The organism is Solibacillus sp. FSL W7-1464 (assembly GCF_038004425.1).
Classification (GTDB): domain Bacteria; phylum Bacillota; class Bacilli; order Bacillales_A; family Planococcaceae; genus Solibacillus.
The window spans coordinates 581,187-602,861 of the sequence record NZ_JBBORC010000001.1 but is presented as its reverse complement, the minus strand read 5'-3'; the positions used below and the strand labels follow the sequence as shown (position 1 = coordinate 602,861).

At 39.9% G+C, this 21,675-nt stretch carries 24 protein-coding genes; all 24 read right to left on the bottom strand.

Features of this window, described 5'->3' with window-relative positions; translation table 11 throughout:
* Nucleotides 1-248: 248 nt before the first annotated feature.
* The gene (murA, locus tag MKZ25_RS03000; RefSeq protein WP_340800073.1) at nucleotides 249-1,550 is read right to left on the bottom strand and encodes a UDP-N-acetylglucosamine 1-carboxyvinyltransferase; all 1,302 of its coding nucleotides are present in this window, start codon (nucleotides 1,548-1,550) and stop codon (nucleotides 249-251) included.
* Nucleotides 1,551-1,917: 367 nt separating this feature from the next.
* Complete coding sequence (locus MKZ25_RS02995) at nucleotides 1,918-2,160, bottom strand: DUF1146 family protein (RefSeq protein ID WP_340800072.1); 243 nt, start codon at nucleotides 2,158-2,160, stop codon at nucleotides 1,918-1,920.
* Nucleotides 2,161-2,285: 125 nt separating this feature from the next.
* Nucleotides 2,286-2,693: a F0F1 ATP synthase subunit epsilon gene (locus MKZ25_RS02990; RefSeq protein ID WP_340800071.1), complete on the bottom strand. Its 408-nt coding sequence runs from the start codon at nucleotides 2,691-2,693 to the stop codon at nucleotides 2,286-2,288.
* A gap of 23 nt (nucleotides 2,694-2,716) precedes the next feature.
* The gene (gene atpD, locus MKZ25_RS02985) at nucleotides 2,717-4,132 is read right to left on the bottom strand and encodes a F0F1 ATP synthase subunit beta (RefSeq protein WP_340800070.1); all 1,416 of its coding nucleotides are present in this window, start codon (nucleotides 4,130-4,132) and stop codon (nucleotides 2,717-2,719) included.
* 49 nt (nucleotides 4,133-4,181) lie between these two features.
* A complete protein-coding gene (atpG, locus tag MKZ25_RS02980; protein WP_340800069.1) occupies nucleotides 4,182-5,039 on the bottom strand; it encodes an ATP synthase F1 subunit gamma in 858 nt (285 codons plus the stop codon).
* 99 nt (nucleotides 5,040-5,138) lie between these two features.
* Nucleotides 5,139-6,647 carry a F0F1 ATP synthase subunit alpha gene (gene atpA / locus MKZ25_RS02975; protein ID WP_008404448.1) on the bottom strand — a complete coding sequence of 503 codons (1,509 nt, stop codon included), beginning with the start codon at nucleotides 6,645-6,647 and terminating at the stop codon, nucleotides 5,139-5,141.
* A 29-nt stretch (nucleotides 6,648-6,676) separates the two neighbouring features.
* A complete protein-coding gene (locus MKZ25_RS02970; RefSeq protein ID WP_340800068.1) occupies nucleotides 6,677-7,213 on the bottom strand; it encodes a F0F1 ATP synthase subunit delta in 537 nt (178 codons plus the stop codon).
* Nucleotides 7,210-7,731 carry a F0F1 ATP synthase subunit B gene (atpF, locus tag MKZ25_RS02965; RefSeq protein WP_340800067.1) on the bottom strand — a complete coding sequence of 174 codons (522 nt, stop codon included), beginning with the start codon at nucleotides 7,729-7,731 and terminating at the stop codon, nucleotides 7,210-7,212. Before atpF ends, MKZ25_RS02970 begins: the two co-directional genes overlap by 4 nt.
* Before the next feature lie 328 nt (nucleotides 7,732-8,059).
* Nucleotides 8,060-8,284, bottom strand: a complete 225-nt coding sequence (gene atpE / locus MKZ25_RS02960; RefSeq protein WP_008404451.1) for a F0F1 ATP synthase subunit C — start codon at nucleotides 8,282-8,284, stop codon at nucleotides 8,060-8,062.
* Nucleotides 8,285-8,361: 77 nt separating this feature from the next.
* On the bottom strand, nucleotides 8,362-9,087 hold the full coding sequence (gene atpB / locus MKZ25_RS02955) for a F0F1 ATP synthase subunit A (protein ID WP_340717298.1): 726 nt from the start codon (nucleotides 9,085-9,087) through the stop codon (nucleotides 8,362-8,364).
* Nucleotides 9,088-9,117: 30 nt separating this feature from the next.
* Nucleotides 9,118-9,489, bottom strand: coding sequence for an ATP synthase subunit I (locus tag MKZ25_RS02950; RefSeq protein ID WP_340800066.1), 372 nt, complete (start codon nucleotides 9,487-9,489; stop codon nucleotides 9,118-9,120).
* Nucleotides 9,490-10,102: 613 nt separating this feature from the next.
* Nucleotides 10,103-11,257 carry a non-hydrolyzing UDP-N-acetylglucosamine 2-epimerase gene (gene wecB, locus MKZ25_RS02945; RefSeq protein ID WP_340800065.1) on the bottom strand — a complete coding sequence of 385 codons (1,155 nt, stop codon included), beginning with the start codon at nucleotides 11,255-11,257 and terminating at the stop codon, nucleotides 10,103-10,105.
* A 111-nt stretch (nucleotides 11,258-11,368) separates the two neighbouring features.
* A complete protein-coding gene (gene upp, locus MKZ25_RS02940) occupies nucleotides 11,369-11,998 on the bottom strand; it encodes a uracil phosphoribosyltransferase (RefSeq protein ID WP_340800064.1) in 630 nt (209 codons plus the stop codon).
* 227 nt (nucleotides 11,999-12,225) lie between these two features.
* The gene (gene glyA / locus MKZ25_RS02935; RefSeq protein ID WP_340800063.1) at nucleotides 12,226-13,470 is read right to left on the bottom strand and encodes a serine hydroxymethyltransferase; all 1,245 of its coding nucleotides are present in this window, start codon (nucleotides 13,468-13,470) and stop codon (nucleotides 12,226-12,228) included.
* Between the two features lie 67 nt (nucleotides 13,471-13,537).
* Complete coding sequence (locus MKZ25_RS02930; RefSeq protein WP_340800062.1) at nucleotides 13,538-14,092, bottom strand: TIGR01440 family protein; 555 nt, start codon at nucleotides 14,090-14,092, stop codon at nucleotides 13,538-13,540.
* 14 nt (nucleotides 14,093-14,106) lie between these two features.
* Entirely contained in the window at nucleotides 14,107-14,547 is a 441-nt protein-coding gene (rpiB, locus tag MKZ25_RS02925; RefSeq protein ID WP_008404461.1) for a ribose 5-phosphate isomerase B, read from the bottom strand.
* 290 nt (nucleotides 14,548-14,837) lie between these two features.
* Nucleotides 14,838-15,197 carry a c-type cytochrome gene (locus MKZ25_RS02920; RefSeq protein WP_340802961.1) on the bottom strand — a complete coding sequence of 120 codons (360 nt, stop codon included), beginning with the start codon at nucleotides 15,195-15,197 and terminating at the stop codon, nucleotides 14,838-14,840.
* Nucleotides 15,198-15,550: 353 nt separating this feature from the next.
* Complete coding sequence (locus tag MKZ25_RS02915; protein WP_340800061.1) at nucleotides 15,551-16,843, bottom strand: methyl-accepting chemotaxis protein; 1,293 nt, start codon at nucleotides 16,841-16,843, stop codon at nucleotides 15,551-15,553.
* Between the two features lies 1 nt (nucleotide 16,844).
* Complete coding sequence (locus tag MKZ25_RS02910; RefSeq protein WP_340802960.1) at nucleotides 16,845-17,294, bottom strand: low molecular weight protein arginine phosphatase; 450 nt, start codon at nucleotides 17,292-17,294, stop codon at nucleotides 16,845-16,847.
* Between the two features lie 19 nt (nucleotides 17,295-17,313).
* A complete protein-coding gene (locus MKZ25_RS02905; protein ID WP_340800060.1) occupies nucleotides 17,314-17,811 on the bottom strand; it encodes a manganese efflux pump in 498 nt (165 codons plus the stop codon).
* 111 nt (nucleotides 17,812-17,922) lie between these two features.
* Nucleotides 17,923-18,954 (bottom strand): L-threonylcarbamoyladenylate synthase, encoded by a 1,032-nt coding sequence (locus MKZ25_RS02900; protein WP_340800059.1) that lies wholly within the window; start codon nucleotides 18,952-18,954, stop codon nucleotides 17,923-17,925.
* Between the two features lie 49 nt (nucleotides 18,955-19,003).
* Nucleotides 19,004-19,600 carry a stage II sporulation protein R gene (locus tag MKZ25_RS02895; protein ID WP_340800058.1) on the bottom strand — a complete coding sequence of 199 codons (597 nt, stop codon included), beginning with the start codon at nucleotides 19,598-19,600 and terminating at the stop codon, nucleotides 19,004-19,006.
* Nucleotides 19,601-19,643: 43 nt separating this feature from the next.
* Nucleotides 19,644-20,507: a peptide chain release factor N(5)-glutamine methyltransferase gene (prmC, locus tag MKZ25_RS02890; RefSeq protein WP_340800057.1), complete on the bottom strand. Its 864-nt coding sequence runs from the start codon at nucleotides 20,505-20,507 to the stop codon at nucleotides 19,644-19,646.
* Nucleotides 20,494-21,570 carry a peptide chain release factor 1 gene (prfA, locus tag MKZ25_RS02885; RefSeq protein ID WP_340800056.1) on the bottom strand — a complete coding sequence of 359 codons (1,077 nt, stop codon included), beginning with the start codon at nucleotides 21,568-21,570 and terminating at the stop codon, nucleotides 20,494-20,496. Before prfA ends, prmC begins: the two co-directional genes overlap by 14 nt.
* Nucleotides 21,571-21,675 lie beyond the last annotated feature (105 nt).

The window sequence follows — 21,675 nt, the reverse complement described above, 5'->3', positions numbered from 1 at the left end:
GAGAGAAACTCTAGCTTTTGAGAAATGAGAGCGGAGGAAGGGTTCCAGGGTATGAGTGGTGCTTCTTTCACCTTTTGGATAGGATTGTTTTAATTTTACAGCTGCCGGTTCTACTTTCTCACCGAGCTGTTCTACTTTAATGCCGGAACTTTCTAATCCTCCGCTTTCTCCCCCATCAAAACAAAAAACATCCAGAAAGCCCGAACCTCGCTTCCTGAATGCTTTATATGTTTCTATGAATCTGGCTATTAAACTGTTACAACGATTTCTTGTAAAACTTCTTCTTCTGAATCGATACGCTCGATTTGAGCACCTAAAGAAGCTAGTTTTTTGTGGAAATCCACATAGCCACGATCTAAATGATGTAACTTTGTAACACGAGTTACGCCTTCCGATACGAGACCAGTTAAAATTAGTGCTGCTGCTGCACGTAAATCTGTCGCTGACACTTCGGCACCTTGAAGTTTTTTGCCACCTTCAATAAATACAGAACGCCCTTCAATCTTTGCGTCTGCATTCATGCGACGAAATTCTTCAACATGCATAAAACGATTTTCAAAAACAGTTTCCGTAATAATACTCGTACCGTTTGCCGTTAACATTAATGCCATCATTTGTGATTGCATATCTGTAGGGAAACCCGGGTGTGGCATCGTTTTAATATCAACCGCTTTTAATGGGTCATTCGCGCGCACACGGATGCCTTCATCTTCTTCGATAACTTCTACGCCCATTTCACGCATTTTTGCAGTTAGTGCTGTCATATGCTCAGGTACAGCGTTTTCAATTAATACATCTCCGCGAGTAATTGCAGCAGCTACCATAAATGTACCAGCTTCAATTCGATCTGGAATAATATAATGTTCGCAGCCTTTTAATTCTTTAACGCCTTCAATACGAATCGTATCAGTACCGGCACCAATGACACGGCCACCCATTGCGTTAATAAAGTTTGCCAAATCTACTATTTCAGGTTCTTTCGCTGCATTTTCAATAATTGTCGTTCCTTTTGCTAAAGAGGCTGCTGTCATAATATTTTCAGTAGCTCCAACGCTTGGGAAGTCTAAATAGATTTCTGCGCCTTTTAGTTCATCTTTTACTTTTGCTTCGACATAGCCATGACCAAAGGAAATCTCTGCACCCATAGCTTCGAAGCCTTTTAAATGAAGTTCGATTGGACGAGATCCAATTGCACAGCCGCCTGGTAATGCTACACGCGCAAAACCATTACGTGCCAATAGTGAACCCATTACTAAAATGGATGCACGCATTTTACTTACAAACTCGAATTGTGCTTCACTTGATAGCTTCATAGAGGCATCAATCATCATTTCGTTTTTCTCGACATCATATTTGACAATCGCATTTAAACTTTTTAATACTTCACCAATAGTACCGACATCCGCTAAGTTTGGTACATCTTTAATCATATTTTTATCTTTAGAAGCTAACAGAGAAGCAGCTAAAATCGGTAATACAGCATTTTTTGCGCCTTCAACGCGTACTGTGCCTTTTAGCGTCTGACCCCCAGTAACAATAATTCTCTCCACAATTCGTCCCTCCGAATTCAATTCTCATATAATAAAAGGAATAAGTTCAATTAAACTTAAATTATTTTAAACTTCATTTGACTCAATTTACACACAAAAATATACTACATTTATTAGAGCGGTAATTCAACCACCCAAATTACTATTTTAAGCTAATTTGTTTGAAAAGGCTATTAAATTATAATACGCAGCGCAACTATTTAGTGTGAATAGACAAATTTTCACATAAAAGTATCTTCTTTAAATAACTACCCAAATCATGTAACTTTACAAACCTCAAATATTTCCTAGGAAATTTTATTTCTTGTAGTGAAAAACAAACGTTTATTCCCCTTTACAAGAAATAAAACAATAATTATTTCCTGTTTTAGTTAAAGATATAGGGAATCGTTTGCGACCAGTTTAAAAAGTTTAAAAAGAAGTCCGCAACAATTGAACCAATTACAATACTCGACAAAATATAAAAGAGCTGAATTTGAAAAGTTTTACCTTTTTTAAATAATTGTTCGATTCTTAAGCCTTGTAATGCATAAAGGGCAATTCCTATAAATATAATATATGCTAACACATTAACGATTGCTTGTTGGCCAGCCTCGACATATAAATCCATTTTCCTCTCTCCTTTTTAACAGACTACCAAAGTGATTGCGATTCATTTTTTTGAAAATTTATCATCATATAATTTTTCATGTCTATAAAAAAAACGGGCAGAAAGAATCTGCCCGCTTGTAAACATTAGATATTACCCTCATGAACATTGATACGATTCATCGCACGTTTTAAAGATAATTCCGCACGATTGAAATCGATGTCATCTTGTTTCTTTTGAAGGCGACCTTCAGCACGAGCTAAAGCTTCTTTAGCACGGGCAACATCGATCGTAGAAGCAACTTCTGCAGAAGGAGCTAAAATCGAGATTTTTTCAGGGCGAACTTCAATGAAACCACCGCTAACCGCTGCGACATCTGTAGTGCCGTCTGCTTTTTTAAGCTTCACAGAACCAATTGTAAGTGGAGCAACCATAGGAATATGGCCAGCTAAGACACCAATTTCACCTGAAGTCGTTTTAGCGATTACCATCGTTACTTCTGAATCGTATACTGAGCCGTCGGGAGTGACAATATTGACTGTTACTGTCTTCATATTTTTTCCTCCTCGTCAGCTAATTAGACTTGTACGCCCATTTCTTTAGCTTTCGCTATTACTTCATCAATAGAACCAACTAGACGGAAAGCATCTTCTGGTAAGTGATCCCATTTGCCATCAAGGATTTCCTTGAATGAACGAACAGTTTCTTTAACAGGTACATAAGAACCTTTTTGACCAGTGAATTGCTCCGCTACGTGGAAGTTTTGAGATAAGAAGAACTGGATACGACGAGCACGTTCTACAGTTTGTTTATCTTCATCAGATAACTCATCCATACCTAAGATAGCAATGATATCTTGTAATTCACGGTAACGTTGGATTGTACGTTGAACACCAGTTGCGATTGCATAGTGTTCTGGTCCAACGATCTCCGGTGACAATGCACGAGAAGTCGAAGCTAATGGGTCTACCGCTGGATAGATACCCATCTCAGATAATTTACGCTCAAGGTTAGTTGTTGCATCTAAGTGGGCGAAAGTTGTAGCCGGAGCCGGGTCAGTATAGTCATCGGCTGGTACGTAAATCGCTTGGATCGAAGTTACAGAACCTTTTGTAGTAGATGTGATACGTTCTTGTAATTTACCCATTTCTGTAGCAAGTGTTGGTTGGTAACCTACCGCTGAAGGCATACGACCTAATAGGGCAGAAACCTCAGAACCTGCTTGTGTGAAACGGAAAATGTTGTCGATGAATAAAAGTACGTCTGCACCTTGCTCATCACGGAAGAACTCAGCCATTGTTAAACCAGTTAAAGCTACGCGCATACGTGCTCCAGGTGGCTCGTTCATTTGACCGAATACCATCGCAGTTTGTTTGATTACGCCTGAATCTGTCATCTCGAAGAATAGGTCGTTACCCTCACGAGTACGCTCACCTACACCTGCGAATACAGAAATACCTGCGTGCTCTTGTGCGATGTTGTTGATTAATTCTTGGATTAATACTGTTTTACCTACGCCGGCACCACCGAATAGACCGATTTTACCACCTTTGATGTATGGTGCTAATAAGTCTACTACTTTGATACCTGTTTCAAGGATTTCTACAGTAGTTGATAATTGATCGAATGTTGGAGCTTCGCGGTGAATAGAATCACGACGAACATCAGCAGGAATTTCTTCACCTAAGTCGATAACTTCACCAAGTACGTTAAATACGCGACCTAATGTAGCTTCACCAACTGGTACCGAGATTGGTGCTCCTGAGTTTGTTACTTCTGCTCCACGTTGTAAACCATCAGTAGATGACATGGCAATTGTACGAACAGAATCGTCACCTAAGTGAAGCGCTACTTCTAATGCAAGAGTAGTCGGTGCTTCGTTAGGACGTTCAATTGTAACTGTTAATGCGTTATAAATGTCTGGTAATTGACCATTAGCAAACTTTACGTCTACTACTGGACCCATTACTTGAAGAACGTGTCCTTTGTTCATTACTTTGTACCCTCCTATCGTATTCTTATACGACATTGGTGAGCGTGCCCTATTCTAAGGCAGCTGCTCCACCAACGATTTCTGTAATTTCTTGTGTAATCGCCGCTTGACGTGCACGGTTATATTGTAGAGAAAGGTCTGCAATAAGATCGTTTGCATTGTCTGTAGCGTTTTTCATTGCTGTCATACGCGCTGAATGTTCACTCGCTTTTCCGTCTAATAAAGCGCCGTAAATTAAGCTTTCCGCATATTGTGGAAGTAATACTTCTAAAATCGCTTCGCCTGATGGCTCAAACTCATAAGAAGCATTGCTTGAAGAAGGTGCAATATCAGTTAAAGGAAGAACTTTTTTCACAGTCACTTCGTTTTGAATTGCAGATACGAAGTGATTGTAGTACATATAAAGTTCATCATACGTACCATCAATGAACATACCAACAGCATTACGAGCGATTTCTTTAATATCAGCAAATGATGGTTGGTCCGGAAGAGCAACGACATCTGCGATAACATTGTGTCCACGCTTTACAAAGTAATCACGAACAACACGACCTACTACTAAAACTACGTACTCATCTTTAGACTTGTGACGTTTATCAATAGTGCTTTGTACTTCACGTAAGATGCTTGAGTTGTAAGCACCTGCTAAACCACGGTCAGAACCGATGACTAAGTAAGCTGTTTTCTTAACAGGACGAGAAGTTAACATTGGATGTCCGCTATCTTTAGTACCTGTTGCAATTGCGCCTACTACGTCCTGGATTTTTTCCATGTATGGAACGTAAGACTTAGCATTTTGCTCTGCACGACGTAACTTTGAAGAAGAAACCATCTGCATCGCTTTCGTAATTTGTTTCGTTGACTTTGTAGAGTTAATACGACCTTTAATTTCGCGTAAGTTTACCACTGGTATTTCACCACCTTTAGATTTTTATCAAGCTCTTATTAAAAAAGAGTTGTCCAGTTTTTCACGCGACAATAATGTGCGTGAAAAACCGTTCAATTCTTACTCAGATTTAGCGAAAGTTTTTTTGAACGCATTAATAGCTTCAACATACTCTGCGTCTGGAGCAAGTTCTTTAGTTGTACGAACATGATCTAAAACATTTGTGTGGTTTGTATCTAACCAGCTTAAGAATTCGTTTTCGAAACGAACGATGTCTTGTACTGGAATATCATCTAAGTGACCTTTAGTTAATGCATAAAGGATCGCAACTTGTTTTTCAACTTTAAGTGGTTTGTTTAAGTCTTGTTTTAAAACTTCAACAGTACGTTTACCACGCTCTAATTTAGCAAGTGTGATTGCGTCTAAGTCAGATCCGAACTGAGCGAATGACTCTAACTCACGGAATGCTGCTAAGTCAAGACGTAATGTACCAGCTACTTTTTTCATCGCTTTGATTTGAGCAGAACCACCTACACGTGATACTGATAAACCAGCGTTGATCGCAGGACGTACACCAGAGTTGAATAAGTCAGATTGTAAGAAGATTTGACCATCTGTGATTGAGATTACGTTTGTTGGGATATATGCAGAGATATCGCCCGCTTGCGTTTCTACGAATGGAAGCGCTGTAATCGAACCGTTTTTGTATGTTTCGTTTAACTTCGCAGCACGCTCAAGTAGACGGCTGTGTAAGTAGAACACGTCACCAGGATAAGCTTCGCGACCTGGAGGACGGCGTAGAAGAAGTGAAAGTTCACGGTATGCTGATGCTTGTTTAGTTAAGTCATCATACACGATTAATACGTGCTTACCATCTAACATGAATTCTTCTGCCATAGATACACCTGCGAAAGGAGCAAGGTATAGTAATGGAGCTGGTTGTGATGCAGAAGCTGTTACAACGATTGTGTAATCTAATGCACCGTGTTTACGGAAAGTTTCAACTACGTTACGTACAGTTGATTCTTTTTGACCAATTGCAACGTAGATACAAATCATATCTTCGCCTTGTTGGTTTAAGATTGTATCGATCGCTACTGATGTTTTACCAACTTGACGGTCACCGATGATTAACTCACGTTGACCACGACCGATTGGTACTAAAGCGTCGATCGCTTTGATACCTGTTTGTAATGGCTCATGTACTGATTTACGTGCCATTACACCGAAAGCTGGACTTTCGATTGGACGAGATTTTGTTGTGTTGATTGGACCTAATCCATCCACTGGCATACCAAGTGGGTTTACAACACGGCCAATTAGTGCTTCACCAACTGGTACTTCCATAATACGACCTGTACGACGAACCTCATCGCCTTCTTTGATGCCTAGGTAGTCTCCTAAAATTACGATACCAACGTTACCTTCTTCTAGGTTTTGTGCCATACCCATAACACCGTTTGAGAACTCTAAAAGCTCTCCAGCCATGGCGTTGTCGAGGCCATGAGCACGAGCGATACCGTCACCAACAGTGATAACTGTACCTACTTCGCTTACTTTTAATTCCGATTGATAACCTTCAATCTGCTGTTTAATCAGACTGCTGATTTCTTCAGCTTTGATGCCCATGTATGTTCACCTCTCACATTTCTTAAGATTTAGCCAACTAATACTCGTTTTAAGTCCTCTAGCTTAGACGCTACAGTGCTGTCGAAAATGTAGTTGCCGATTTGAACGCGTACGCCACCAATTAATGACGCATCGATAATGTTTGTAATATTAAGTTGCCCTTTGCCGACTAACTTGCCGAATGCAGCAGAAATTTCTGCACGCTCGCCATCTGTTAATTCACGCGTCGAGTAAACTTTTGCATCTGCAGTACCTTGAGCGGCAGCTGATAATGCTTGATATTGGTCTGCTACAGCTGTTAATTCGCTTAAACGTTTCTTTTCAATTAAGAATTGAATCATATTTACAACGATAGGCTGTGCACCCGTTAAAATTTGAGCGATAAGCTCTTTCTTACGGTCAGTAGAAATTTTCGGAGCAGTTAGTAAAGCCATAAACTCTTTGTTTGTAGCCACTACTGTTTTGATCTCACGTAAATCTGCACCTACTTCAGCAAGAAGGTTTTTGCTTAATGCTAGTTCATACATTGCTTGAGCATAGCGATTTGCTACAGTCGATTGACTCATTTCGCTTCGCCTGCCTTCGCAATCGTTTCTTTAATTAGTGCGCTATTGTCTGCTTCAGAAATTTCTTTCCCAAGAACTTTAGATGCAGCAAGTACTGATAATGAAACTACTTCTTCACGTACAGCAGCGATTGCTTTTTCTCTTTCTGCTTCGATATCACGAACAGCAGATTCTTTTAGACGGTTCGCTTCAGCGCGTGCAGTTACCACGATTTCCTCGCGAGTTGCTTCGCCTTGCTTTTTAGCGTTCTCAATAATTGATTGCGCTTCTGTGCGAGCTTCCTTAAGAAGGCTCTTTTGTTCTTCTAATAGTGCTTGTGTTTCTTTTTTAGCTTTTTCAGCTGCATCGATACCGCTCGCAACTAACTCTTCACGCTCGCGCATGATACCCATTAAAGGACCCCAAGCGAACTTTTTAAGAAGTGCCATTAAACCTAAGAAAATCACTAATGTAGCAATAGCATCACCTAAGTTAATGCCAGTGTTACCTGCACCTAGTACAAGATAGTCTAAAAACACGATTGTTTCACTCCCTTCAAGAGCTTGAATAAAATCTATATTTTGTCATACTTTTTGTTCATATTTAATATTAAATAAAAAAGGGTATTTCTTCTTTACACAAAACGAATGGCGAAGGGTTTCAAATGAAGTCTACTTCGCCACTGGATTTTAATAATCTTAATCAATTGTGCCTTGGCATAATTGTGTCCAGATTTTTTAGGCCCACAGGACGTGGGTCAGTCAGCCGTCGTCACACGATGTGACGTATTTAGGCTGATTTCATTGTTCCTTTAAAAAATCTGTGACATCTGCCAGAGGCTAATTTTCATGTAAATGAAAATTAAGACTATTGGTTCATTACGATGAATGCGATTACTACTGCGATGATCGGTAATGCTTCTACTAACGCTACCCCGATGAACATTGTAGTTTGAAGTGCGCCACGTGCTTCTGGTTGACGAGCGATACCTTCTACTGTTTTTGAAACGATTAAACCGTTACCAATACCTGCACCTAGTGCTGCTAAACCGATTGCGATTGCTGCTGCTAATAAACCTACTGAACCTACCATTTGATAATATCCTCCTTGGATGTTGTAATTTTTTTTGGTTCAAATTACCGCACTACATTGAATGCGGAAACTTATAATTAATGGTCTGTACTCACTTTGTGAGCCATGTATACCATCGTTAACATTGTGAAAATGAAAGCTTGGATAAACCCGATGAAAATCGAGAATCCCATCCACGCCATCATTGGTACGATTGCACCGAAGAAACCAAACGCACTTGAAACTGCTAAACCAGTTAGTAACGTTAGTAAAATCTCACCGGCGTAAATGTTACCGTAAAGACGTAGACCTAGAGTTAACGTATTTGCAAACTCTTCAATAACTTTTAGCGGGAACATAAATGACATTGGTTGGAAGAATGTTTTAGCATAACCGCCAGTACCTTGCATTTTCACACCGTAATACTGTGTTAATACTAGAACCATCGACGCTAATGTCATTGTTACGACTGGATCGGCTGTTGGTGATTTCCACCATAAATCACTGCCGTACAAAATACCACCCATTGGTAATCCAAGTAAGTTGGACACTGCAATGAACATGATTAATGTAATCCCCAGAATGTGGAAGCGTCCACCAGTTTTCCAGTCCATGTTACTCTTAATAATATTTTTCACGAAATCCATAATCCATTCCATGAAGTTCTGCATACCAGTCGGTTTTAACGCAAGTGTACGTGTTGAAACAAACGCGATTAAAAATACGATGACTGCAGCTACTAAGAGAGTTAGTACTGTAGATAAGTTGAAAGTAAGCGTCATAAAGCCTAAATCCAAATGTAGCTCTGGAGCTGTATGATCCATTTTTGCATTCACCTCTCTTTCAAATGCACCTTAGTGGCTTTTTATATGATGTACTACTCTTTCTACTACTAAAAAGATGTACGGAATCATCAGCCCAATGACCGTGCTTATTAAGTGAAAATATTGTGGCAACGATATTGCGATTGCGACTGCGGCAACACCTGATCCAAAGCGAAGCGCTGTACCGATAGATGCTACTTTTGTCCCTTCACTAATGGAACGGTCAAATTTTTCCATACGTCGAAGTAAAATCCAAAAATTATACGTACCAAAGAACGCACCCAGGGCTATACCAGCAAACATCGAATCATATGGTGAAAATCCCCAGCCTAACGCACAAACAGCAAGCAAAAAAAAGAACGCTTTCTTCTGCATTGCAAAAACGTGATGCAAATTTAGCATTGGCAGTTAATCTCCTGAAACTTTTTTCGAGTAAAGAAAGTGTTCATCGACCATTAAATGAATTTAAAACGTAGTAAATGCACTACAAAATTAGAGGCCGTTACAAGTAGTAAATAATTTTCACGTCAGGAAAATTCCATAGTGAACATTCATTTCATACTTCTAAATGTCTCTTAATCTTAACGGACTTCATCCAGGCGCATAGAACGTTGCAAATTGACGAGTTTCGTTTCAACTGTCAATCTAGTAGAAACTTGATATAACAAGCGTTTCAACGTCTTTTGACTAGGCGAAACTCTTATCATTCTTACCCTTTGTAAGCATACAATAGGGGGTTTTTGATGTCAATTAGTAATGGTGAAAAACTTCACATAGATACATTCCTTGTCAAATTGTTGACAAATTTGTGTATAGTTATGCATAAATATTTTTTGCATTTTTTCACTAACGCTAAAATTCGCTATTTAATGCGTTTTTTCCATCTCGATTCTTTTTTAATATCCAAGAAAAAAGTTTTCGGCAATAATTATGAATTTAATACTTGACAACGGGAGATAAATGTTATCTCCAGCTGTCAAACTCTTTTTTAAGTGAATTTCAGTTAAATTTTGGATTATCGCGTTTCTGCTTTATCGATAATTTCCTCTACTACTTTTTTTTGAGCAAATTGCAGTAAAGCTTCCACAATACGTTCCGATGCATACCCATCACCATATGGATTCGATGCATGTGCCATCGCTTCATATGCTTCTTGATTTATCAATAATTCTTTGGCCATTTTGTAAATAACTTCTTCATCGGTACCCGCCAGCTTTAATGTGCCTGCTTCAATACCTTCAGGGCGCTCAGTCGTATCACGTAATACGAGCACCGGCTTTCCTAGAGATGGTGCTTCTTCTTGAACACCGCCAGAATCCGTTAAAATCATGTAAGAGCGGGCTGCGAAATTGTGGAAATCAAATACTTCCAACGGTTCAATTAAATGAACACGCGGATTGTCCCCTAAAATTTCATTTGCTACTTCGCGAACAGCCGGATTCATATGCACCGGGTAAACAACCTGAACATCGTCATGCTCATTCAACAAGCGCATAATTGCACGGAACATATTACGCATTGGCTCACCCAGATTTTCACGACGGTGTGCTGTCAATAAAATCATGCGATCAGAGCCCATCTTCTCAATTACCGGATGTGTGTAATGGTCACTTACTGTTGTTTTTAATGCATCTATTGCTGTGTTACCCGTCACGAAAATCGCTTCTGCCGGTTTGTTTTCTTTTAACAGATTTGCACGTGATTGCTCAGTTGGCGAAAAATGCAGATCTGCCATTACACCTGTTAACTGACGGTTCATCTCTTCAGGATAAGGTGAATATTTTTGACCTGTGCGCAGTCCTGCTTCAACATGACCGATCGCAATCTGGTTGTAGAAAGCGGCAAGACTTCCGACAAAAGTCGTCGCCGTATCACCATGTACCAGCACGATATCAGGTTTCGCTTCTTTCATTACACGGTCAAGCCCTAAAAGTGCATTCGTCGCTACATCTACCAATGTTTGACGGTCTTTCATAATATTCAAATCATAATCCGGTGTAATTTTAAATGTTTCCAATACTTGGTCAAGCATTTGACGGTGCTGAGCCGTTACAGTAACAATCGATTCAATTTGTTCAGGATGCTTTTCCAGTTCCAGCACTAGCGGCGCCATTTTAATAGCTTCCGGCCGTGTTCCAAAAATCGTCATAACTTTAAACTTCTTCGTCATCATTCTTCTCCTTGTCCAATCTGTAATTTCAATTATTTTCTGCAAGCATTTAGGGACTTGCCGCTTTAAAAGAAAACGCCCGCAACTGCTTACGGGCGTCTCGTTTATTTATTATTTTGTTCCGAATAAACGATCCCCGGCATCACCCAAGCCTGGTACGATATAGCCATGATCATTTAATTTTTCATCTAGAGATGCGATGTAAATATCTACGTCTGAGTGATTTTTTTGGATTTCTTCCACACCTTCTGGAGCTGCGATCAGACACATAAATTTAATGCTTTTAGCGCCGCGCTTTTTCAGTGAATTAATCGCTTCAACAGCTGAACCACCTGTTGCTAACATCGGGTCTACAATAATGAAGTCACGCTCTTCAACATCTGCAGGAAGTTTTGCATAATATTCCACCGGCTTTAATGTTTCCGGATCACGGTAAAGACCAATATGACCTACTTTAGCAGCAGGGATCAATTTTAATACGCCATCTACCATTCCGATACCTGCACGTAAAATTGGGACGATCGCCATTTTCTTCCCTGATAATACTTTTGCTTTTGCCTTCGTCACAGGTGTATGCACTTCAATTTCTTCCAGCGGTAAATCACGAGTAATTTCAAAAGCCATTAACGTAGCTACTTCATCAACTAACTCCCGAAATTCTTTTGTTCCCGTTTCTTTATCTCGAATATAAGTTAACTTATGTTGGATTAATGGGTGGTCAAATACGTATACTTTACTCACGTTGACATCTCCTAACTGTTGTTTATCTAAATTAGTATAACAGAAAATAAAGTCAACGAAAACTATGACGGGAATGTTTTAAAAATCGCCCTTTTTTTTATAAAGTTATTAAAGAACAAAAGTATTCTACACTAGCATTCGCTTATAGTTGTCTATCTATGCGCTATTTACTATACTAAAAAAACCTTTCTATCTACAAATCTGCAAATAGAAAGGTTAATGCTCAATTATGCGTATAAAGGATATTTCGCTGTAAGAGCTTCGACACGTTTGCGTGCCTCTTCTTTTACCGCTGCATCTTCATGATTTTTAAGAACTGAAGCGATGATTTTACCAACTTCAATTACATCTTCTTCTTTGAAACCGCGAGAAGTAACAGCTGCTGTACCTACACGAATACCGGATGTTACGAATGGTGATTCTGTGTCGAATGGAATTGTGTTTTTATTAGTTGTAATTGCCACTTCATCCAATACATGCTCCGCCACTTTACCCGTTAACCCTAAAGATTTCACATTTAATAGAAGTAAGTGGTTGTCAGTACCGCCTGATACGATTTCAACACCTTCATCCATTAAAGATTTTGCAAGCGCAGCTGCATTAGCTTTAATTTGTTTAGCGTACTCTTTGAATTCCGGTTGTAATGCTTCACCGAATGATACTGCTTTGGCAGCGATGACATGCATTAAAGGACCGCCTTGAATACCTGGGAATACTGATTTATTTAATTCTTTTTCCCATTTTTCGTCTTTTGTTAAAATCATACCGCCACGAGGGCCACGTAAAGTTTTATGAGTTGTTGTCGTTACGAAATCTGCGTACGGTACCGGATTTTGATGCTCGCCTGCTGCTACCAGACCGGCAATATGCGCCATATCAACCATGAAATATGCACCGACTTCATCAGCGATTTCACGGAACTTTGTAAAGTCGATCGCACGGGGATAAGCTGATGCACCAGCAACGATTAACTTTGGCTTCGATTCCAATGCTTTTTGGCGAACATCTTCATAATCGATTAAGTTTGTATCTTCAGTTACACCGTATTCCACGAAATTATAAAGAATACCAGAGAAGTTTACCGGAGAACCATGTGTTAAGTGACCACCGTGCGATAAGTTCATACCAAGTACTGTATCACCCGGTTTTAAAATTGTATGGTAAACCGCCATATTTGCCTGTGCACCTGAGTGTGGCTGAACGTTAACATATGCTGCGCCAAATAATTCCTTTGCACGGTCACGCGCAATGTTTTCCACTACGTCTACATGTTCACAACCGCCATAATAGCGTTTGCCAGGGTAACCTTCAGCATATTTATTTGTTAAGTATGAACCTTGTGCTTCCATGACAGCTTCCGATACGAAGTTTTCTGATGCGATTAGTTCGATGTTTGTGTTTTGACGTTTTTTCTCTAATAAAATCGAGTCTAAAATTGCCTTGTCTTGTCCTGCTAATTTTTCAAATGCCATTTTCAAATCCCCCTAAATGTACTTCCGAATCGATCGGAGTTTCCAATTCAAATTGATATATGTAACGTTAAGGTGTTACGGTATATTGCGCACGTTCTCCACCAATAAGTTTCGGACGTGTTGTCGCTAACGTAATGACTGCATTGCCTAATTGCTTAACAGATGTTCGTAAAGGTACAGCAACTGCTTTTAAATGCATGCCGATTAATGTTTGTCCGATATCGATCCCGTAATGTGCCTGGATGGTTTCCACAATTACAGGTTCATTCATCTGTGTAAAGGCGTATGCAGACATGGAGCCACCTGCTGTACGGACCGGAATGACCGAAACAGGTTCTAAATGGTACATTTTAGCGACTGCGGCCTCGAGTGTTAAAGCTCGGTTAATATGCTCGCAGCCTTGGAAAACTAAGTGAATTTTATGTCTTTGCGCGAATATTGAAAATTCTTTGTATAGAACTTGCGCTACATCGAGTGCACCGGCTGTTCCAATCTTCTCACCCATCACTTCCGATGTGGAACAGCCGATGACAAATAGCTGATCTTCAGAAAACTTCACTTGTTGCTCAAATTCTGATAATGCTTGCGCTAAATCTTTTTGCAAATCGTGTAAGTTTGTCATTGAGTCACCATCTGTTACCCTTCTTCAATTTCAGTAATCTTTTCAACACGGCGAATATGACGACCGCCTTCAAATTGTGTATCCAGCCAAGTTGCAACAATCTCACGCGCCAGCCCGGGACCGATTACACGCTCACCCATTGCTAAAACGTTTGAGTCATTGTGGCAACGTGTCGCTTTTGCCGAGAACACGTCATGTACAAGTGCACAGCGAATCCCTTTAAATTTGTTTGCAGCAATCGAAATCCCAATTCCAGTCCCGCAAATTAAAATTCCTCTGTCAAATTCCCCAGCAGCTACCCGCTCAGCTACTGGACGTGCATAGTCCGGATAATCTACTGACTCGTCCGTTTGTGGACCAAAGTCTTCATAGCTGATTGACATTTCATCAAGTAGTGACATAATCTCTTTACGTAAATTATTTCCGCCGTGATCTGAAGAAATTGCAATTCTCATGAAAATCCCTCCTGCCTTGATTTTGTTTCTTATTATATTCACCATCAGTGTACCATTTATTCCGGAAGAATAACACGCCTTTTCCGCATTACTTTCAAAATATATGCATAAAGACGAATATTATGCGTGTAATTACAGTTGATTGTTAACTTTTTAGTGATATCCTTATATATTTCCACAGTTAATTTTGGCATTGTTCAGCTTTACGTGAGTTTGTTAATTTGAAAGGATTATTCGCCGTTAGTTTCCAATAAAAAAGACCGCTCACAGTTTGAGCAGGTCCTTAACAGTTATTGTAATGATAAAATATATTCGGCTACCGCTTCTTCTTGACCATCTGCTGTATCCGCTGGCATTGCACCTTTACCATTGACTAGTACATCCACAATTTCCTCTTTAGATAAAGATGTATTCGTTAAGTCCGGTCCCATCGCTCCTGTTAAATCTCCGCCATGACACCCTACACAGCTGGCATTAGCCACTTTTTCGCCTGCCGAGACATCTGTAGTTTCAGCTGAATCCGTACCCCCTGATGATTCTGTCGATTCGGATGGTGTTGAATCAACTGAATCTGTCGTCTCCGTATCCTCCGCATCTCCACATGCAGCCAGACCCGTAACGAGCACACCCATTAGTAACCAGTACTTCATTTTGTTCAATATAAATCCCCCCAGGACTAATTATTGTAAACAATAGTGTACCATACCCAGCTCTTTCGTTTTTAAAACGGTTTGCGGTACCTGGTAAGGTTTATTAGAATATTTACTTCGAATATTAGAAGATCGGCACCGTTTATTTGAACATCTGTAACTTTTATTAGACAATTAGAGCAGCTTTTTAGAACGACGACCCGCTATATTAGAAGTTCAGCATTTTATTAGAACTTTACCTAGTTTATAAGTTAATCTCCTCCACTTATTAGAAAACCTCATTGAAATGCACTCCTAAAACAAAAAATCCCCAGCTGATAAATCAATTGGGGATTTTAAAAGTATATTCCAATCTACTGTGTGCGGTCGAATTGCTGGATCATCCGATAAAGCTCTGCAGACTGTTGTTTTAGATTGCTTGCCAGTTCTTCTACTTGCTTGATCGCTTCGGCCTGTTCCAATGAAGCGGACGTTACTTCCTGAGCACTTGCAGAAGTTTGCTCGGCAATTGCCGCCACTTCCTGTGATTGGTGTGACGTATGTTCGATATTTTTCATTTGTTGTGCGACTAATTCTGAAATTTGTACTACATCTTCCGCCATTTCATAAACGGAACTTGTCATACCTTCAACTGCCGACGTTGTTTCAGAAACACGCGATGATTCATTTACCGCAAATGACACTTGTTCGTTCATCTGTTTTACTACAACTGAAACATTTTGCTGCATTGTGTGGATCAATGTTGTAATCCCCTGCACAGCGCTGGCACTTTCATCCGCCAATCCACGGACTTCCTCTGCCACAACCGCGAAGCCTTTTCCATGCTCCCCTGCTCGTGCAGCTTCAATCGATGCGTTTAATGCAAGCAGGTTCGTTTGTCCTGCAATATCGCCGACTAAACCTATAATCCGTTCAATCTGCTCGGCATTTTTTTCTAGCTCGCGAATATTGACTAATGAGCTTTCATTGTCTGTAGCGATTTTTTTAATACTGTTTACAACCCCATGAATTGCGTCTGTTGTAGATGTTAAGTTTGTTAATAGATATTTTGAGCGACTTGCCGTATGTAGTGCTTTATTGTTCACTTCCGCGGCTAATGTGCGAACTTCTTCAATTGCTTCTACTGTTTCCTGAATTGCAATTGCCGAAGATTCGGCCCCTAAAGAAATCTGACTGATATTGCTTGTAATTTGTTCCGCGTTATTCGTAACAGATATACTTTCTTCCGATAGTTTCAAAATCGTTTCATCGGTTGATTTATAGTTGTCTTCTATACCGTTTACCATCTTGCGCAAATTATTCACCATTGTCTGGAATGCTTCTGCTACTGAGCGAATTTCATCATTTGTTTTTGGCATCTCGACATCTTGTCCGATTTTACCCTCTGCCACATGATTTGCACTGCGCTCCAATTGCTGTAGAGGGCGAACAATGACTAAACCGAATACAGCTGCTAATGCACATGACCAAAAGATTCCCAATAAATAAGTAATAATCTGAAAAACGCTTGTGCTTGTGTTTTCAAAAAACATTGGATGCAGGTATTCAATAAATACAAAACTGCAAGTGTAGGTAATCAGCGCCAGTATCCCGACAAATAATACGAGCTTCCTGCGCAAACTAAAGATTTTTTTCTGTGAGTTCATGTTAAATTTTATCCTCCAATTTCAATTTAGTTTCCAGCTTGTTGATTGCTTCGTTCAATTGCTCGTATGTTTGTTCATATACTTGCAGATTTCCGCCAAATGGATCTTGAATATCAAGCACTGTTTCCATTGCTACATATTCATTTAACGTAAACGTTTTATGTGCAGCTTCTCCCACTAACCGGAGGACCATTTCTTTATGAGCGGTAGTCATCGTTAAAATCAAGTCCGCCCATTGTGCATCTTCAACCGTAAATTGGGATGAACGGTGCGATTGTGCAATATTTTTCCTGTGTAATATTTCCTTGGCGTTCAAGGACATGTCACTGCCTTCATGCGCATATATACCTGCTGAACGCACAGTAATATTTTCACAGTTTTTTGCATTTAAAATTGCTGCTGCCATAGGACTTCTACATGTGTTGCCTGTACAAATAAAATAAATATTAATGTTCCTCACACCCTCTAATTTACCATTTTAGTAGCATTACACTCATGATAATCAGGAGTATTCCTGCTATTTTCTTCAATGCGTTATTCTTAAAAATTGGCGATTTTTGCGCTATCACTAATGCCGCATATGACAATATAAAAGTTGATAGGCCGGCACTAATAACAAAAACATATTTTTGTAAATTTAGCATACCAAAAGATAGGCTAACTGAAAAGGTGTCAATACTTGCAAAAATCGCAATTATCGGTAAAGACATTGCCGGAAAACTTTCATCTTTCTTCGAGAGCAGTAATTGCAGTCCAACAAAAAACAATAACAATGTAGAAAGTCCTGACGCCCAGTTTGTTAAATAGAATGCAAGCCATTCTCCAAAGCGGTAACCAAGTAACGGAAAAAGCATATGTAAAAATGCCGTCCATAAAGCTAATAACCATTTTGCCTTAACATTTGTAGCAATTAAATACAGTGCAACGACATCGAACGACATTAAGATTCCGGCAACTATTTCTTGCATCTATTCCCCTCTTCCACTAAGCACTGTTGTAATTTATGCTTTTGGGCGGGGAAATATCCTTTTGTTTATACACAAAAACCACATCCCGATTACAAGATGTGGTTGATTTTTTTATAGTTTGTACCATTTTCCGCCTGCCGCTTTTTCCAGACGGTTCATAATCGCTGCACCAACACCCGTTTTTGATGTTGCCGTAGCTAAAATAATGGTAGCATCCGTTTTATCGCACGCACGCAATGCATCATAGAGTGAAGCACTCATTTGTTCCAGGTCATGCTCTTTACCGAAAGTAAAATAATAATCTGCCTTGATTTCTTCAAAGTTTTCCGGTGCCAATAAGGCTACTTTATGTTCCGGTTGTAATTCCGCAATCACTGTTTCAATTGCTACTTTATTTGCCTCAATTAAATAGACAGGTGCGTCGGGAGCATAGTGGGTATATTTCATACCAGGTGCTTTTGGTGTCGATTCAATTTTCTGCTGTTCCAGGTTCGGCTCAATAACTGGTCCGATTACCGCTTCCAGCATTTCTTTCGTCACCCCGCCCGGACGCAAAATAACAGGAGTATCCAGCGTGACATCCAAAACCGTCGACTCAAGTCCAATCCCCGTCATTCCACCATCCAAAATACATGGAATAATGTTTTGCAAATCTTCAAATACATGTTCGGCTTTCGTCGGACTAGGTTTTCCGCTGCGATTTGCACTTGGCGCGGCTAATGGTTTCTTTAATGTTTGAAGAAGTTCCAGTGCTACCGGATGATCTGGCATACGAATTCCAACCGTGTCTAATCCTGCCGTAACACTCTTTGCTAAAACATTCGGCTTTGCATGCATAACAAGCGTCAATGGACCAGGCCAAAAAGCATCCATACATTTTTGAGCAACTTCTGAAATATTTGTAGTATACAGCGATACTTCTTCAACTGTTCCGATATGAACAATCAACGGATTATCAGAAGGTCGTCCTTTTGCAGCAAAAATTTTCTTCACGGCCTGTTCATTTGTCGCAACAGCACCTAAGCCGTATACGGTTTCTGTCGGAAAAGCGACTATTTCGCCGTTATTTAATAAATCCACAGCCTGTGTATAATTTTCTGAATTATCCACAAATTCATCCACATTTAACTGAAATGTGTGCATTACTTTTTCCTCCTCTCTCTATATCTTTCGTTTAACTATCCCCAAGGTGTTAGTAACTTAAATCATTTGGTAAGTCTTCTTCCGCTTTTTGTGGATTATTTTTTTGCTTATATTTTTTCCACCATTCGGCAACGTAAAACTTCGGTCGTTCATTTTCCAGTGGCTCATTATTCGTACAAAGCGTTGGGAATACTGCACAGAACCAGTTTTCACCCCGACCTTGTCCAATAATGAAATTTACTGAATAATATTCTTTTTGCGGATAAAAATGACCCGACACCCATTTCGGCGGGATTAAGTTATCCCCAAACTTATAGGTAATTTTTAATTGTGGGTAAGTTTTCTGAATTTCCTGATACATGTTTTCCACACTGTGGATATCTTCCGAGAATTCAGGTGTATTTTGCAAATACGTTTGAATTGTATCCACAACTTCATACTTGATAAGCTGGTCGGCATTTGTCGAACTGTTGGCAATCACGCGGAATTTCAACTGGTCATTGCTTTCACCTTGAACAATGCGCACCTCATCTACGAAACCAGGTATAAACGTAGCAGCACAATATATAAATAGAACACTTATTAGTAATTTAGCAATCGCTAAAAATAGATTGGATTCATTTTGAATATCGTAATCATGTAACATAAACATTCCCCCTTGCAAACATTGTTTACAAGGAATCTATTTTTTATTCACTAATCTCACAAAAAACAATACGATCTTTTTTATTTATATCCTGCACGACTGATACATGGGCATTCGGGAAGCTTTTTTTGAAAAATTCCGCCACCGCTTCTCCTTGTGTATATCCGATTTCCAGACCGATTAATGCCGGCTTCTTCATAATAGCCGGTAAATCTTCTGCTAGTTTACGATAAAGCAAGAGTCCATCCTCTTCCGAAAACAATGCCTGATGAGGTTCATGCGCTACGACAACATCGGACATTTCCTCCATTTCCTCATATGCGATATAAGGCGGATTGGAAAGTACAACATCCCATTTTTCATTTGCAATCGGTTCTGTTAAATCGCCAAGCTTAAATGCAATTTCTGCCTGCAGCTGCTCAGCGTTTTTTTGCGCCGTTGCAAGTGCTGCAGTTGAAAGATCCGTTGCTGTTACATCAAGCTGTGGATATTCCTTTTTCATCGTGATGGCAATGGCGCCACTTCCTGTTCCAATGTCGGCAAATTTCAGATTTTGTTTATCTCCAAATAACTTGCGGATGCGCTCAATCGTTCCAACAATCAGTTCTTCCGTTTCCGGACGAGGAATCAGTACCGATTCATCCACAACAAATGATCGTCCGTAAAATTCTTCTACACCCGTTATATATTGTACAGGGCGCCCTTTGACATGCTGTTGAATAAAACCGTCGAACTGATTCTGCTGCTCTTCTGTTAAAGTATCTTGCATCTTCATCATTAAACCTGAATAGTTCGTCTGTAAAATATGCTGCAGTAAAATTCGTGCGGCATTTCCTTCGCGACCATTTTCCTCTAAAAAAGAAGAAGCCCCATTCAGGGCCTCAAAAATAGTTTTATACATCTTCATTTAAATTCGATAAGCGTGTTGCCTGCTCATCTAAAATAAGTGCATCGATGATTTCATCCAGCTTACCTTCAACGATTTGGTCAAGTTTTTGAATCGTTAGACCAATTCGGTGATCTGTTACACGGTTTTGTGGATAGTTGTAAGTACGGATACGTTCAGAACGGTCGCCTGTTCCTACTGCTGTCTTACGTGTTGCATCGATTTCTGCCTGTGCTTCCTGACGGTGTTTATCTGCTACACGCGCCACTAAAATTTTCATTGCTTTTTCACGGTTTTTAATTTGTGAACGCTCATCCTGCATCGAAACGACAACGCCTGTAGGTAAGTGGGTCATACGAACAGCTGACATCGTTGTATTTACGGACTGACCACCCGCACCAGATGAAGCGAATGTATCAACGCGAATATCTTTTTCATGAATCTCCACATCTTCCACATGTACTTCCGGTAAACATGCTACCGTTGCAGTTGAAGTATGGATACGGCCTTGAGATTCTGTAGCCGGTACACGTTGAACACGATGTGCGCCGTTTTCATATTTGAATTTCGAATATGCACCTTGACCGTTGATCATGAAGATTACTTCTTTATAACCACCTGCCGGGTTTGGTGTGGCTTCCATTACATCCACTTTCCAGCCTTGCGTTTCCGCATAGCGTGTGTACATGCGGAACAGGTCACCAGCAAAAATATTGGCCTCGTCACCGCCGGCAGCTCCGCGAATCTCCATGATTACGTTTTTCGAATCGTTCGGGTCTTTAGGTATTAATAGAATACGTAGACGGTCTTCCAACACCGGAACTTGTTTATTTAAATCATTGAACTCTTCCTTCATCATCTCAAGCATGTCTGCATCTTTTTCGATTTCCATTAATTCGCGTGTATCTGCCAGTTGCTCTTTCACCGATTTGTATTCACGGTATACATCTACCATTTCCTGAATATCGGATTGCTCTTTCGAATATTCGCGTAGCTTATTGGAGTCGCTCACAACATCCGGGTCGCTCAGTAATTCATTTAATCTTTCGTAACGGTCTTCAACCGCCTGTAAACGATCAAACATCTATATTTCACCTCTAATAGTTTTTTTGTCTTCTTACATGATCAAGTATTGATCTCCGTTTCGGGTCGGATTCAATGAACTTGTTTTTATATTGTATTGACATAT

Coding starts and splice junctions, on each gene's coding strand:
- rpiB (WP_008404461.1), bottom strand. CDS start 14,547: ATGAGAATTGCAATTTCTTCAGATCACGGCGGAAATAATTTACGTAAA.
- wecB (WP_340800065.1), bottom strand. CDS start 11,257: ATGACGAAGAAGTTTAAAGTTATGACGATTTTTGGAACACGGCCGGAA.
- MKZ25_RS02920 (WP_340802961.1), bottom strand. CDS start 15,197: ATGAAGTACTGGTTACTAATGGGTGTGCTCGTTACGGGTCTGGCTGCA.
- MKZ25_RS02930 (WP_340800062.1), bottom strand. CDS start 14,092: ATGACAAACTTACACGATTTGCAAAAAGATTTAGCGCAAGCATTATCA.
- MKZ25_RS02990 (WP_340800071.1), bottom strand. CDS start 2,693: ATGAAGACAGTAACAGTCAATATTGTCACTCCCGACGGCTCAGTATAC.
- MKZ25_RS02915 (WP_340800061.1), bottom strand. CDS start 16,843: ATGAACTCACAGAAAAAAATCTTTAGTTTGCGCAGGAAGCTCGTATTA.
- MKZ25_RS02895 (WP_340800058.1), bottom strand. CDS start 19,600: ATGTTACATGATTACGATATTCAAAATGAATCCAATCTATTTTTAGCG.
- MKZ25_RS02995 (WP_340800072.1), bottom strand. CDS start 2,160: ATGGATTTATATGTCGAGGCTGGCCAACAAGCAATCGTTAATGTGTTA.
- atpB (WP_340717298.1), bottom strand. CDS start 9,087: ATGGATCATACAGCTCCAGAGCTACATTTGGATTTAGGCTTTATGACG.
- atpA (WP_008404448.1), bottom strand. CDS start 6,647: ATGGGCATCAAAGCTGAAGAAATCAGCAGTCTGATTAAACAGCAGATT.
- MKZ25_RS02905 (WP_340800060.1), bottom strand. CDS start 17,811: ATGCAAGAAATAGTTGCCGGAATCTTAATGTCGTTCGATGTCGTTGCA.
- atpD (WP_340800070.1), bottom strand. CDS start 4,132: ATGAACAAAGGACACGTTCTTCAAGTAATGGGTCCAGTAGTAGACGTA.
- atpE (WP_008404451.1), bottom strand. CDS start 8,284: ATGGTAGGTTCAGTAGGTTTATTAGCAGCAGCAATCGCAATCGGTTTA.
- prmC (WP_340800057.1), bottom strand. CDS start 20,507: ATGAAGATGTATAAAACTATTTTTGAGGCCCTGAATGGGGCTTCTTCT.
- MKZ25_RS02900 (WP_340800059.1), bottom strand. CDS start 18,954: ATGCACACATTTCAGTTAAATGTGGATGAATTTGTGGATAATTCAGAA.
- prfA (WP_340800056.1), bottom strand. CDS start 21,570: ATGTTTGATCGTTTACAGGCGGTTGAAGACCGTTACGAAAGATTAAAT.
- MKZ25_RS02950 (WP_340800066.1), bottom strand. CDS start 9,489: ATGCTAAATTTGCATCACGTTTTTGCAATGCAGAAGAAAGCGTTCTTT.
- glyA (WP_340800063.1), bottom strand. CDS start 13,470: ATGGCATTTGAAAAATTAGCAGGACAAGACAAGGCAATTTTAGACTCG.
- MKZ25_RS02970 (WP_340800068.1), bottom strand. CDS start 7,213: ATGAGTCAATCGACTGTAGCAAATCGCTATGCTCAAGCAATGTATGAA.